This window comes from Kutzneria sp. NPDC052558 (assembly GCF_044547355.1).
Lineage (GTDB): Bacteria > Actinomycetota > Actinomycetes > Mycobacteriales > Pseudonocardiaceae > Kutzneria.
The window spans coordinates 178,322-191,705 of the sequence record NZ_JBIUAG010000013.1; the positions used below are offsets into that span (position 1 = coordinate 178,322).

Genomic DNA, 13,384 nt, shown 5'->3' on the forward strand with positions numbered 1-13,384 from the left:
GAGGGGAACCCATGCGCGACCGCTACCCGGAGCTCGAGCCCTACGACCACGGTCTACTCGACGTCGGCGACGGCAACCTCGTCTACTGGGAGACCTGCGGCAACCCCGACGGCAAGCCGGTGCTGTCCGTGCACGGCGGCCCCGGCAGCGGCAGCAACCCCAACTCCCGCCGCTACTTCGACCCCGAGCGCTACCGGATCGTGCTGTTCGACCAGCGCAACTGCGGCCGCAGCCGGCCCAACGCGGCCGACCCGGCCGTCGACCTGTCGGCCAACACCACCGATCACCTGATCGCCGACATGGAACTGCTGCGCGAGCACCTCGGCATCGACCGGTGGATGCTGTTCGGCGGCTCCTGGGGCTGCGTGCTCAGCCTCGTCTACGCCGAGCGCCACCCGGACCGGGTCACCGAGCTGGTGCAGATGGGCCTGGCCACCGGCCGCCGTGAGGACGTCGAGCTGTTGACCCGAGGGCTCGGCGGGATCTTCCCGCAGGCCTACGAGAAGTTCCTCGCGCCGCTGCCGGAATCCGACCGCGACAACACTCCTGCCGGCTACTACAAGCTGCTCAACGATCCCGACCCGGCAGTGCGGGACCGGGCCATGCGCGCCTGGTGCGACTGGGAGGACGCCATGCTCCCGTACGCGCCGGCCCGCGCCATGTACGAGGAGGACGAGCAGTTCGCCTACGCCTTCACCCGGCTGGTCACCCACTACTGGAGCCAGGACCACTTCATCGGCCCGGACGAGGTGCTGGCCAACGCCGGCCGGCTCAAGGACATCCCGACCGTGTTCGTGCAGGGCGTCCTCGACCTGGGCAACCTCGTCGGCGCGCCGTGGCTGCTGGCCCAGGCCGTGCCGCACGCCGAGCTGGTGATGGTCCCCGACGAGGGTCACAGCGTGCGGTCGCCGGGCATGCGACACGCCCTGGTCACGGCCACCGACAAGTTCGCGGAAAAAACTTCTGGCAGGGTGTCGAGCGAGCCGACCGCCGATCGACGCGTAGGTGAGAAGGCACCCTGACATGAGGAGACAGCGATGCGGTTCATGGTGATCGTCAAGGCCAGCGAGGCGAGCGAGGCCGGCGTGCTGCCCACGCCGGAGGAGTTCGAGGCCATGGGCAAGTTCAACGAGGAACTGGTCGACGCGGGCGTGCTGCTGGCGGCCGACGGCCTGCAGTCCAGCGCCAAGGGCGCCCGCATCTACTTCGACGGCGACAAGAAGACCGTGGTCGACGGGCCGTTCACCGAGAGCAAGGAGCTGATCGCCGGCTACTGGCTGGTCGAGGCCAAGTCGCTGGAGGAGTGCGTCGAGCGGTTCAAGCGCTGCCCCAACCCGGCGCCCGGCGTCCAGACCAACATCGAGATCCGGCGGGTGTTCGAGGCCGAGGACTTCGGCGAGAACTTCACGCCCGAGCGGCAGGCCGCCGTGGAGGAGCTGCGGGCCCGGGCCGCCGCCCAGCACAACAGCTGATATCCGGGCTGAACCCGGCTGGACGCGGGTTCGCGCCGGTCTCTGGAGCCACGGGCCGGAAAAATCGCATCTGTTCAGCGATTTTTCCGGCCAAGGCGAACAGACCGGTCACGAGCGAACCCGCCCCGCGCGGAACGCGCGGCGAGGATACTGTGGCGGTGGCCACCGACACCCACCGTGCGATCGAGGCTGTCTGGAGGATCGAGGCGCCCCGGCTCATCGCCGGGCTGACGCGCCTGGTCCGCGATGTCGGCACGGCCGAGGAGCTGGCCCAGGACGCCCTGGTCGCGGCCCTGGAGCAGTGGCCGGACGCGGGCGTGCCGAACAATCCCGGCGCCTGGCTGATGACCACGGCCAAGCGCCGCGCCATCGACCAGATCCGCCGCAACGAGACCTTCAAGCGCAAGGTCGAGGAGGTCGGCCGGGACCTGGAGGAGTCCACCCCGGACATCGGCGCGATGGTCGCCGAGGACGACGGCATCGGCGACGACCTGCTGCGGCTGGTTTTTGTGGCCTGTCACCCGGTTCTGTCCACCGAGGCCCGCGCGGCGCTGACGCTGCGGCTGCTCGGCGGCCTGGCCACCGACGAGATCGCCCGGGCCTTCCTGGTGCCGGAAACCACGATGGCGCAACGGATCGTGCGCGCGAAGAAAACCTTGGCCAAGGCCAAGGTGCCGTTCGAGGTGCCGCAGGGGGAGGAGCTGGCGGCCCGGCTGTCCTCGGTGCTGGAGGTCGTCTACCTGATCTTCAACGAGGGCTACTCGGCCACCGCCGGCGACGACTGGATGCGGCCGGCCCTGTGCGAGGACGCCTTGCGGCTGGGCCGGGTCCTGGCCCGGCTGGCCCCGCGCGAGCCCGAGGTGCACGGGCTGGTGGCGCTGATGGAGATCCAGGCGTCCCGGGCCGCGGCGCGCACCGGCCCCAACGGCGAGCCGATCCTGCTGGCCGACCAGAACCGGGCCCGCTGGGACCAGTTGCTGATCCGCCGCGGCCTGGCCGCGCTGGAGCGGGCCGACGCCCTGATCGACGACAAGCCCGGCTCGTACGTGCTGCAAGCGGCCATCGCCGCCTGCCATGCCCGGGCTCGGCGGTTCGAGGACACCGACTGGGAGCGCATTGCCTGGCTGTACGAGCGGTTGGCCGAGGCGACGCCGTCCCCCGTGGTCGAGCTCAACCGCGCGGTGGCGCTGTCCATGGCCTTCGGGCCGGCGACCGGCCTGGCCCTGCTCGACCAGCTGATGGCCATCCCCGCGATGCAGAACTACCACCTGCTGCCCAGCGTGCGCGGCGACTTCCTGGTGAAACTCGGCCGGCACGCCGAGGCCCGCGCCGAGTTCGAGCGGGCCGCCGCGCTGACCCGCAACGAACGGGAGCGAACCCTCCTCCTGGACCGCGCCGCCGCCTGCCCCTGACCCCGTTTTGACGCTTGGAAGGGGGCTTTCCTCCACTCGGAGTGGAGGAAAGCCCCCTTCCAAGCGGTGGCCGTGCGGCGGTGGCCGTGCGGGTCAGCGGTCCCACTCCCATTCGATGCGGTAGGCGCCGGCCGGCTGGTCGAGCCAGACCGCGCGGACGGTGTGCCGGCCGTCGGCGGTGAGTTCTTGTGACGTCGAAGGGCCGCCCTGATTCGGTTCAGAGGTGGCCCGAAAGTAGTGCGGAACCGCTTCCGGACGAAAGGAGACCTCCAGCACGTACTGCCGGATCGGAGCCGCGAATCGGCGTTCGCACATCATCGCCCTGTTGCCGCCGGGAACAAAGTCGAGGCCGTATTCGACAACGGTTCGCTCACCCTTGCGCAGGTTCTGGTCGAACCACAGTTCGGCGGCCAGCAGGTGCTGCCGCTCGTCGACGCCGACCCGCCCCAGCCGCACCCCGGCCATCGGCACCACGGTCGGCAGCCGTCCGCCCCGGGTGTCGTCGCGGTAGACGGTGATCATGTGCTTGGCCCGCTCGGTGACCGCCTCAAGCACCGCGATCACCCGGCAGTAGGTCTCGGCGCCGGTCGCGTCCATGTCGTAGCGCTCGTGGTAACTGAGCACCCTACGGTGCTCGGCCGGCAGCTGGACCTGCGACATCAGCTCCTCGACGGCCTCGCCGAAGTGCCCCCAGAGCTCGCCAGACGGCACCGGCCGGGCCGTGCCGCGGCCCCGGCGCACCCGGTCCCCGAGCAGTTCGCGCAGCGATCCGGCGGGCACCCGCAGGATCTCCTCCAACGCGGACAGCGCGGCCAGAGACTCCGGGCGCTCGGGTCTGCTCCGGCCTCGGGACCAGTAGCTGAGCGTGGCTGTGCTCAGCGCGAATCCCCGCTCGGCGAGCCGATGGACGATGCGGTCCAGGGTCAGTCCGCTGGCGGTGATCGCGCCGTGCAGGGCGGGCGCGAAGTCGCGACGGTGCGTCATCGCGCCCGATTATCGCCGACCAAAAGCGCGATTACCACCCGTCAATGGGCCCTTGACATCGCGCCGTGACCGGTCGTGTACTGCGTCGGCAACAATTCCACGCCTCTCGTTAACACTTAATTTCCCTGCCTAGTGGAGAAGACGTGAAAACTATTTCACGCGTGGCGATCCTGCTCGCCACGCCCCTGGCGCTCGCCCTGCCGGCGCTCGGCGGCCCCGCCTCCGCCGCCGAACCGCAGGTCGCGCTCACCGGCGACATCAGCCCGGCCGTCGGCGTCAGCCACCGCGTCGGCGACCTGCCGGCCGACCGGCCGCTGCACGTCGCCGTCCCGCTCAAGCTGCGCGACGCCGCCGGCCTGGACCGGTTCCTGGCCGCGGTCGCCGACCCGCATTCGCCCGACTACGGCCACTACCTCACCCCCGCCCAGTTCGCCGACCGGTTCGGGCCGTCCCAGCGGTCCTACGACCAGGTAAGCGCCTACCTCCAGGCCAGGGGGCTGACGGTGACCGGCGTCAACGGCCAGGCCGTCGACGCCACCGGCACCGCGGCCCAGGTCGCCGCCGCGTTCGCGACCCCGATCGGCCGGTACGACCGCGACGGCCGGCAGTTCTTCGCCAACGATCGGAACCCGGTGCTGCCGGCCAGCATCGCCGGCCTGGTGCAGGGCGTGTCCGGTCTGAACGACTACGCCGTCCGGCACCGTGACGCGAAGCCGGCGGCCCCGTCCGGCCTCGGGCCGGCCGCGCTGCGGTCGATCTACGACACCAACGGCATCGGCGCCGACGGCAGCGGCCAGACCGTGGCGCTGTGGGAGTTCGACGGCTACAAGAAGTCCGACATCTCCACCTACGACCAGCAGTTCGGCCTGAGCTCGCCGGCCCCGGTCACCGTCTCGGTGGACGGCGCCAACTACGACTCCAGCCCCGGCCAGGGGCAGGCCGAGGTCAGCCTGGACATCGAGATCGTGCAGGCCATCGCGCCCAAGGCGGCGACCCTGGTCTACGAGGCGCCCAACACCGACGCCGGCGAGCTCGACATGGCCAACCAGATCGTCAAGGAGAACAAGGCCCAGGTGGTCTCCATCTCCTGGGGCCTGTGCGAGCAGGACAGCACCTCCTCCACGATGACCAGCGTCGACAACGCCTTCAAGCAGGGCGCTGCGCAGGGCCAGAGCTTCTTCGCCGCCTCCGGCGACAGCGGCTCGAAGGACTGCACGCGCAGCGACTCCGGAGCGGGCGTGGTCGCCGTCGACTTCCCGGCGTCATCCCCGAACGTCACGGGAGTCGGCGGCACCACGCTCTCCGTCGGCAGCAACAACTCCTACGGCTCCGAGACCGTGTGGAACAACTCGATCGGCTCCACCGGCGGCGGCGTGTCCAAGGTGTTCAGCGCCCCGAGCTGGCAGACCGGCGTGAACGGCAAGCGGACCGTGCCCGACGTGGCCAGCGACGGCGACCCGAACACCGGCTACTCAGTCTACACCGGCGGGCAGTGGCAGGTCTACGGCGGAACCAGTTGTGCCGCGCCGATGTGGGCCGGCTGGGCCGCGCTGTACGACCAGAAGGCCAAGTCCAAGCTCGGTGCCGGCAACGCCGCCATCTACGGCCTCAAGGGCAACACCTTCCACGACGTCACCACCGGCAACAACGGGGACTTCAAGGCCGGCCCCGGCTATGACGAGACGACCGGCTGGGGTTCGTACGACGGCGCCAAGTTGTTCAACGCCCTCAACGGTTCCAGCACCGGCAACACCGTCACGGTGACCAACCCCGGCGACCAGACCACGGCCGTCAACGGCAGCGTCAACCTGCCGATCAAGGCCACCGACTCCTCGTCATCGGCCAAGCTGAGCTATGCGGCCAGCGGGCTGCCGGCGGGGCTGGCGATCGACTCGGGCACCGGCGTCATCTCGGGCGCCGCGACCACGCAGGGCGTTTCGACCGTGACGGTCACGGTCACCGACGACACCCAGGCCTCCGGCAACGCCAGTTTCCGGTGGACGGTCGGCAACCCGCCCACCGGCGCCGTGACCGTGACCAATCCCGGGAACCAGTGGGCGTTCAAGGGATATCCGCTGTTCCAGACCATCCAGATCAGCGCCACGGCCAGTGACGGCGGCGCGCTGACCTTCTCCGCCACCGGCCTGCCGCCCGGCCTGAAGATCAGCGCGTCCGGGGCGATCACCGGCACGCCCAGCGCGGCCGGCACGTACTCGGTCACGGTGACCGCGTCCGAGGCCAACGGCACTTCGGGCACGACCACGTTCACGTTCACCGTGTACGGCTTCTGATCCCGCCGATCCGCGAGACCCCCGCGCCGGGCCACCCCTGCATGGCCCGGCGCGGACCCTCGCCTGTCACCGTGACGTCACCGAAAAAGCACAGCATCCACGGTTGTCGGGCGGTCGTGGCCCGGTCATGATTCGAGGATGCAGGCATACGACGCGGTTGTCGTCGGCAGCGGCCACAACGCGCTGGTCACCGCCGCCTACCTGGCCCGGGCCGGCTGGGGCGTGCTGGTGCTGGAGGGCAACGACCGCCCCGGCGGCCTGGTGCGCACCGACGAGCTGACCCTGCCCGGCTTCCGGCACGACAACTTCTCGGCCGCGCACCCGCTGTTCGTGGCCGGCCCGGCCTACGCCGACCTGCGGGCCGAGCTGGACCTGGAGTACCTCAACACCCGCTACCCGACCGGCGTCTCGCTGCCCGGCGGCCGCGGCTCGGTGGTGTCCACCGACCTGGACGAGAACGTCGTCGAGTTCAACCGGCTCGCGCCCGGCGACGGCGACGCGCTGGCCGAGCTGTTCAAGGAGTTCGGGCCGGCCATCCAGACCGTGTTCGCGCTGTGCTCCGCGGACCTGACCGCGGACAGTTCGGCCACCGCGATCCAGAGCCTGATGCACACGCCGGACGGCGGTTTTTCCGACTTCGCGCACATGTTCACGTTGAGCGCGCGGGCCTTGCTGGCCCAGCGGTTCCAATCGCCCGTGCTGCACGCCATGCTCGCGCCGTGGGCTACCCACCTCGGCCGGGCCGTCGACGATGCCAACAGCGGCACCTGGACCGTGTTGGTGCTGGCCGCGCTGACCATGGTCGGCATGCCGATTCCCAGGGGCGGCAGCGAGGAACTGGTCAAGGCGCTGGTCAAGGTGATCGAGCGCAACGGCGGCGAGGTCCGATGTGGACAGTGGGTGCGGCACGTCCTGGTCAAGGACGGGCATGCCGTCGGCGTGCGCACCGCCGACGGCGAGGTGTGCCACTCCCGGCGGTCCGTGATCGCTTCCGTCAACCCGGACCAGCTGTACCTGAAGCTGCTGGACCACGAGGACGGCGTCACCCCGCCCGCGCTTCGTAAGCAGGCCAAGGACTATCGCTACGGCCTCGGCGCGTTTCAGGTCCACCTGGCCCTGTCCGAGCCGGCGCGTTTCCACGACGAGCGGCTGGCGCACGTCGGGCAGCCGCACCTGACCGGTGGCCTGAACGCGATTTCCCGGGCCACCAACGAGGCTCTGCGCGGGCTGCTGCCGGTGGAGCCGACGATCTCCTGGGACACTCCGTCCACAGTGGACCCTTCGCGGTGCCCGCCCGGCCGGGCCGTGGCGCGGCTGCAGATGCTGGAGGTGCCCGCGGTCGTGCACGGGGACGCCGCCGAGAAGATCCACATCGGCTCGCGCGGCTGGACCGAGGGCGTCAAGGAGGCCTTTGCCGACCGCGTGATCGAGGAGGCTGCCAAGCATGTGCCGGGCCTGCACGACATCATCCTGGACCGGCACCTGATCAGCCCGCGCGAGCTGGCCGCCTTCAACCCCAACTGCGGGCCCGGCGATCCCTTCGGCGGCAGCCACGACCTGGCCCAGAGCTACGTGTTCAGCCCGCTGCCCGGCCAGCCCAGCCACCGCACCGTGGTCCCCAACCTCTACATGGTCGGCGCGGCCACCTGGCCCGGCCACGGCATCAGCGGCGGCTCCGGCTACATCGTCGCCCAGGAACTCCTCGACTGAACCCCAATGCCATTCCGCACTTGGAACCGACCATTCCTCCACTCCGGGGGGAGGAATGGTCCGTTCACAGCGTTTCAGGTGGCGGGAAGGCGGCCCAGGCGGTGATGGCGAAGCCGTCGCCGGCCGGGCGGACCTCGACCGCCCCGTGCCCGCCGAAGTGGGCCGGCACCACCAGCTCACCTTGCTCGGCGGCCCTGGCCAGCACCCGCTGCCGGGTCTTGGCCGCCATCGCCTCGTCCACGCAGAGCACGCTGCCGCACCACGGCTGCGTGATCTGGAACGGGCTGTGGATCAGGTCGCCGACGAACACCGCCCGGTCGGCGCCGGAGCGCAGCCGCAGCAGGGACGATCCCGGAGTGTGGCCCGGCGCGGCCTCCAGCTCGAGGTTCTCGTCGATGCGGAAAGTGTTGTCCCACAACGTGGCCAGCCCGGCCTCGACGATCGGCCTGATGCTGTCCTCATGCGTCGGCGCGCCGGCGAAGTGCTCGTGATCGGCGCGGGGGATGAGGTAGGTGGCGTTGGGAAAGGTCGCAACCCAGTCGCCGTCGACATCGTGGGTGTTCCAGCCGACGTGGTCGGCGTGCACATGCGTGTTCACCACAACGTCCACATCGGACGGATCGACGACGGCGCGGAGCCGCTCCAGGAAATCCGTGCGCCAGTGATTGAAGATCGGCATGGTCGGGCGGACCCGGCCGTTGCCGACGCCGGTGTCGACCAGGATCGTGCGGCCGGCGCTGCGCAGCACCCAGGTCTGGGCCGCGGCGACCATGCCGCCGGTGGCCGGGTTGAGGTGATCCGGCGCGAGCCAGTCCGGGACCGGGTCCGGCACGCCGGGCAGGAAGGCGCGCAGCGGCCCGAACTCGCCGTGCCACTCCACCACCCTGGTGATCTCGACCCCGCCCCAGGTGATCGTGTCCATGCATCTGAGTCTGCTGCTCAGCGGTGAGCGTTCCAATGCTCATGACGGTCGATCGCATGCTTGATACGCTCACCAAGTGGACGTGGTGAGCGATGTCATCACGGTGCTGCGCACCGGGCGGTCGTCGTCCAACCGGACCTCGGTCGACGCCCGGTGGCAGGTGCCGTTCGAGGCCTACGAGGGCGCGGGTTTCCACATCCTGTTGCGGGGAACCTGCTCGCTGATCAGCGATGTCGCCGACCCCGTCCGCCTCGGCGTCGGCGACGTCGTGCTGCTGCCGCACGGCAGCGCGCACGGGCTGGCCGGCGACGGCACCGAGCTGCTGTGCGGCAAGTACCGGCTCGACCGGTCCCGCCCCCATCCGTTGCTCAGCGGGCTGCCCGAGATCATCCACCTGCCGGCGACCGTGGGCCGGCATCCGGAGCTGCGGGCCGCCATCGATCTGCTCGGCACCGAGGTCGAGGCCGACCGCTCCGGGCGGGACGCCGTCGTGTCCGGCCTGCTTGATCTGCTGCTCGTCTACATGCTGCGGGCCTGGCTGGAGGACAACCCCACCGCGTGTTGGTCACAGGCGCTGTCCGATCCCGCGGTGGCCGGCGCGCTGCGGGCCATCCACGACGACCCGGCGCGGCCGTGGACCGTGCCCGAACTCGCCGCCGCGGTCGGGCACTCCCGGGCTACCCTGGCCCGCCGGTTCGTCGCGCTCGTCGGGCAGCCGCCGATGGCCTACCTGACCTGGTGGCGGATGACCCGCGCGGCCCGCCTGCTCCGGGACTCGGACGCGCCGCTGTCGGCCATCGCCCGGCAGGTCGGCTACGAGTCCCCGTTCGCCTTCTCCCACGCGTTCAAACGGCTGTTCGGTCAGTCGCCCAACCAGTACCGGCTCTCGGAGGTCTCCTGATGTTGCGCTGTGCCGTCCTCGACGACTACCAGGACGCGGCGCGCTCCCTGGCCGACTGGAGCGAGGTGGAGCTGACCGTTTTCCGCGAGCACATGGCTTCGGAGGACGAGGTCGCGGCGGCGCTGGCCGACTTCGACGTGGTCGTGATCATGCGGGAGCGCACGCCCTTTCCGGCGTCGCTGATCGAGCGGCTGCCCAAGCTGCGGCTGCTGATCACGTCCGGAATGCGCAACGCGTCCATCGATCTCGCGGCCGCTTCGCGCGCCGGCGTGACCGTGTGCGGGACGGCCAGCCGATCCGAGCCGCCGGTCGAGCTGACCTGGGCTCTCATCCTCGGGCTGTGCCGTCACCTGGTGCCGGAAAACGTCGCGTTCCGGTCCGGCGGCCCGTGGCAGAGCACCATCGGCACCGACCTCGCCGGGGCCACTCTCGGGCTGATCGGCCTGGGCAAGATCGGCACCCGCGTGGCCACGATCGCCCGGGCCTTCGGCATGAACGTGCAGGCGTGGAGCCAGAATCTGACGTCCGAACGCTGCGACGCCGTCGGCGCCGCGTTGGCGCCGTCGCTGCCCGAGCTGATGGCCGCGAGTGACGTCGTGTCCGTGCACCTGGCCCTGAGCGAGCGCACCCGGGGTCTCGTCGACGCCGCCGCACTGGCCGCGATGAAGCCGTCATCCTTGCTGGTCAACACTTCGCGGGCGGCGATCGTGGACACCGACGCGCTGGTCGCGGCCCTGACCGCCGGCCGGATCGCCGGCGCGGGGCTCGACGTGTTCGATCTCGAGCCCCTGCCGGCCGACCATCCACTTCGGACACTGCCCACGGTGCTGGCCACGCCCCATCTCGGCTACGTGACCTACGGCAACTACTCCCGGTACTTCGTCGAGGCGGTCGAGGACATCCACGCCTTCGCCGCCGGCGCCCCGATCCGGACCCTGGGCTGAGCCTCAGCGCAGCCGCGGCCGGAAGCTGTCGAACAGCACCAGAATGTGGTGCGAGTTCACGCCGGCCGCCTCGAACAGGGCCTTGACCCGGTCCGGCAGCGGCCGGAACGGATCGTTCTCGCGGGTCGGCGGCAGGCCCTCCGCGTCGCCCAGCAGCGACTCGGGCGTGGCCAGCGTGGTCAGCCGGTAGTAGCGCCAGCGGGGCGCGGTCGAGTCGGCCACCACCACCTCGCGGCCGTCCCGGATGATCACGCTGGCCCGCTTGTCGTTGTAGGCCATGGTCACGCAGTTGTCGCCGACCAGAGTGGCGATCCGGGCCGCCGCGCGGCGCGGATTCTTGAACGTGCCCTTGGAGACCCAGACGCCGTCGATCAGGTCCACCTCCAGGCCCGCGCTCTCGAACGCCGCGCGCAACTCCGCGTGCGGATCATCGGCCGAGTCCACGGCCAGTTCGATCACCCAGTCCACATCCGTGCGGGTCACGACGCGCGCGTAGGGCTGGTCCGGGTGGTACAGGTAGCGCTCGGCCTGCTCCGCCTCCGCGAACGCCGCCACCTCCGCGGCCCGGTCCCACGCCGACTTGGCGATCGCGTCGTTGGGGCCGCTGCCGAACAGGTCCGCCTCTTGGCACAGCAGGGCCAGGCCCACCGCGATCAGCGAGCTCAGGTACGACTCCAGCTGGCCCGGGACGGTCTCGCCGTCGCCGAGGGGGAGCGTCGAGACCACGTCTCGCAGCTCCGGCCGCCACTGCTCGCCCGACTCCCAGACCCCCGCCGCCAGCAGGTCCAGATACAGCCGTGCGACCGTCATCCGCAGCTCCGGCCAGGGATGCGGCTCCGTCGTCACCGCGTCCCGCATGACCTTGAGACGGTTGCGCCACAGGTGCCGCTGGTTGGGCGGGATCACCGGCGCGGTCGGCGGCGTGGACGGGAACACCATGTCGGTGAGCGACGGGCCCAGGGTCTGGGTGACCGTGCCGAGCCACTCGTCCCAGTCGGTCGTCGGTCGCCGCGGCGTGGTCCTCGCCTCGGCCAACAGGTGGTTCAGATCGCTCGCGAAGCGCTGGGACAGGGTCTGATCTGCGTAGACCTCGGCCATTGTGAGGTGCCGGGCCAGTCTCGGCTGGTGGTGGTCGGTCCCGGTCTCCACGTCGCCCCCTCGGGATGATCGGCGGTGTGTCTTCAACCTAGGCGACAACCGGCCGCGGTAGCCCCGAACCAGCCAGGGGTCCTGCTCACAGTGGCCTGATTGTGAGGGGCGATCATCTGGACATACATACAGACTGTATGTATGTTTTTGGCATGGAGATCGAACTCGGCTCCGGGCGTCTCCGCTACCAGGAGGTCGGCTCGGGCCCACCCGTCGTTTTCGTGCACGGATTGCTGGTCAACGGCGACCTGTGGCGCAAGGTCGTGCCGGCCGTGGCCGGCGCCGGCTATCGGTGCCTGGCGCCCGACTGGCCGCTCGGCGCCCACTCCGTGCCCATGCCCCGCGCCGATCTCAGCCCGCCCGGCGTGGCCGCCCTCATCGCCGAGTTTCTGGACCGGCTGGATCTTCGCGACGTCACCTTGATCGCCAACGACACCGGCGGGGCGCTCACCCAACTGGCGATGGCCGCTCACCCATCGCGGATCGGTCGGGTCGTGCTCACCTCGTGCGACTGCTTCGAGGCCTTTTTCCCTTCCGTGTTCGCCCCCTTGCCGCGGCTCGTGCGCATTCCCGGCGCCACCTGGCTGCTCGTCCAGGCCCTTCGGGTGCGAGCCCTGCACCGGCTGCCCATGACCTTCGGCTGGGCCGCCAAACGCCAGCCGCCCGCCGAGGTCGTCGACTCGTACCTGATGCCCAGCCGGATCAGTCCCGAGGTTCGCGCCGACCTGCGCCGATTCGTCTCCGGCGTGCACAACCGACACACCCTTGCCGCCGTTGCCAAGCTCCGCGAGTTCGATCGCCCCGTCCTGTTGGCGTGGGCCCGTGAGGACAAGCTGTTCCCCGTCTCCCTCGCCCGCCGCCTCGCCTCCGTGCTCCCCGACGCCCGTCTCGAGTTGATCGACGACTCGTACACCTTCGTGCCCGAGGACCAGTCGCAAGCGCTTGCCCGGCTCGTGGTGAACTTTCTCGGTGCCACGTCGTAGCCAGGAGGAACGCACCCGCTCCACCCGGTCCGCCCTCACCGCCGCCGCCCGCGAGCTGTTCGCCTCCCGCGGCTACGCCGCCGTGTCCACCGACGAGATCGTCCGGGCCGCCGGCGTGACCCGGGGGGCGCTCTACCACCACTACGCCGACAAACAGGCCCTGTTCGAGGACGTCTTCGAGCAGCTGGAGGCGGAGATGTCCGCCGAGATCTCCGACGCTTTCTCCGGCGCCCCCGACCACCTCTCGGCGATGGCCGCCGGCGTCACCCTCTTCCTCGACATCTGCCAGCGCCCCGCCGTGCTCCGCATCGCCCTCACCGACGCCCCCGCCGTCCTCGGCTGGTCCCGCTGGCGCGAGATCGAGGCCCGCCACGGCCTCCGCCTCGTCACCGCCACACTCTCCGCCGCCGTCGCCGACGGCCTCATCGCCACCCCCTCGGTGGAGGCCCTCGCCCAGCTCGTCCTCAGCGCCGTCATCGAGTCCGCCCTCATGATCGCCAACGGCGCCGACCGGGCCCCCACCCAGCAGGCCCTGATGACCCTGCTGCTGGGCTTGGTCCGCCGATGACCGTCCGGCGATTCGGTCCTGCCGCCCCTGTCCGACATGGCAAACTCG

Annotated in this window: 12 protein-coding genes; 9 read left to right on the top strand and 3 right to left on the bottom strand. The window is 70.6% G+C overall.

Annotated features, from left to right (window positions below; translation table 11 throughout):
• Positions 1-11 precede the first annotated feature (11 nt).
• The 3 genes from pip (at position 12) to ACIG5F_RS24250 (ending at position 2,884) form a co-directional block, all read left to right on the top strand.
• Positions 12-1,022, top strand: a complete 1,011-nt coding sequence (gene pip, locus ACIG5F_RS24240; protein ID WP_396521014.1) for a prolyl aminopeptidase — start codon at positions 12-14, stop codon at positions 1,020-1,022.
• A 15-nt stretch (positions 1,023-1,037) separates the two neighbouring features.
• Complete coding sequence (locus ACIG5F_RS24245) at positions 1,038-1,472, top strand: YciI family protein (RefSeq protein ID WP_396521015.1); 435 nt, start codon at positions 1,038-1,040, stop codon at positions 1,470-1,472.
• Between the two features lie 158 nt (positions 1,473-1,630).
• Positions 1,631-2,884, top strand: coding sequence for an RNA polymerase sigma factor (locus tag ACIG5F_RS24250; RefSeq protein ID WP_396521016.1), 1,254 nt, complete (start codon positions 1,631-1,633; stop codon positions 2,882-2,884).
• Between the two features lie 93 nt (positions 2,885-2,977).
• Here the strand turns inward: ACIG5F_RS24250 and ACIG5F_RS24255 are convergent, their stop codons facing one another.
• Positions 2,978-3,868: a hypothetical protein gene (locus ACIG5F_RS24255; RefSeq protein WP_396521018.1), complete on the bottom strand. Its 891-nt coding sequence runs from the start codon at positions 3,866-3,868 to the stop codon at positions 2,978-2,980.
• Between the two features lie 161 nt (positions 3,869-4,029).
• On the opposite strand from ACIG5F_RS24255, the gene ACIG5F_RS24260 reads away from it, so the two are divergent.
• Positions 4,030-6,159, top strand: coding sequence for a protease pro-enzyme activation domain-containing protein (locus tag ACIG5F_RS24260; RefSeq protein WP_396521020.1), 2,130 nt, complete (start codon positions 4,030-4,032; stop codon positions 6,157-6,159).
• Between the two features lie 138 nt (positions 6,160-6,297).
• On the top strand, positions 6,298-7,869 hold the full coding sequence (locus ACIG5F_RS24265; protein ID WP_396521022.1) for a phytoene desaturase family protein: 1,572 nt from the start codon (positions 6,298-6,300) through the stop codon (positions 7,867-7,869).
• Positions 7,870-7,933: 64 nt separating this feature from the next.
• On the opposite strand, the gene ACIG5F_RS24270 is transcribed toward ACIG5F_RS24265, so the two are convergent.
• Complete coding sequence (locus ACIG5F_RS24270) at positions 7,934-8,791, bottom strand: MBL fold metallo-hydrolase (protein WP_396521024.1); 858 nt, start codon at positions 8,789-8,791, stop codon at positions 7,934-7,936.
• Between the two features lie 76 nt (positions 8,792-8,867).
• Between ACIG5F_RS24270 and ACIG5F_RS24275 the strand changes: the two genes are divergently transcribed.
• Together ACIG5F_RS24275 and ACIG5F_RS24280 are read left to right on the top strand one after the other, a co-directional pair.
• Entirely contained in the window at positions 8,868-9,692 is an 825-nt protein-coding gene (locus ACIG5F_RS24275; protein ID WP_396521026.1) for an AraC family transcriptional regulator, read from the top strand.
• 2 nt (positions 9,693-9,694) lie between these two features.
• On the top strand, positions 9,695-10,636 hold the full coding sequence (locus ACIG5F_RS24280; RefSeq protein ID WP_396521213.1) for a D-2-hydroxyacid dehydrogenase family protein: 942 nt from the start codon (positions 9,695-9,697) through the stop codon (positions 10,634-10,636).
• Between the two features lie 3 nt (positions 10,637-10,639).
• Here ACIG5F_RS24280 and ACIG5F_RS24285 read toward each other — a convergent pair whose 3' ends face one another.
• On the bottom strand, positions 10,640-11,785 hold the full coding sequence (locus tag ACIG5F_RS24285; protein ID WP_396521028.1) for a hypothetical protein: 1,146 nt from the start codon (positions 11,783-11,785) through the stop codon (positions 10,640-10,642).
• 152 nt (positions 11,786-11,937) lie between these two features.
• Here ACIG5F_RS24285 and ACIG5F_RS24290 point away from each other — a divergent pair, with 152 nt between their 5' ends.
• Together ACIG5F_RS24290 and ACIG5F_RS24295 are read left to right on the top strand one after the other, a co-directional pair.
• Positions 11,938-12,768: an alpha/beta fold hydrolase gene (locus ACIG5F_RS24290; protein WP_396521030.1), complete on the top strand. Its 831-nt coding sequence runs from the start codon at positions 11,938-11,940 to the stop codon at positions 12,766-12,768.
• Positions 12,755-13,336, top strand: coding sequence for a TetR/AcrR family transcriptional regulator (locus tag ACIG5F_RS24295; RefSeq protein WP_396521032.1), 582 nt, complete (start codon positions 12,755-12,757; stop codon positions 13,334-13,336). Before ACIG5F_RS24290 ends, ACIG5F_RS24295 begins: the two co-directional genes overlap by 14 nt.
• Positions 13,337-13,384 lie beyond the last annotated feature (48 nt).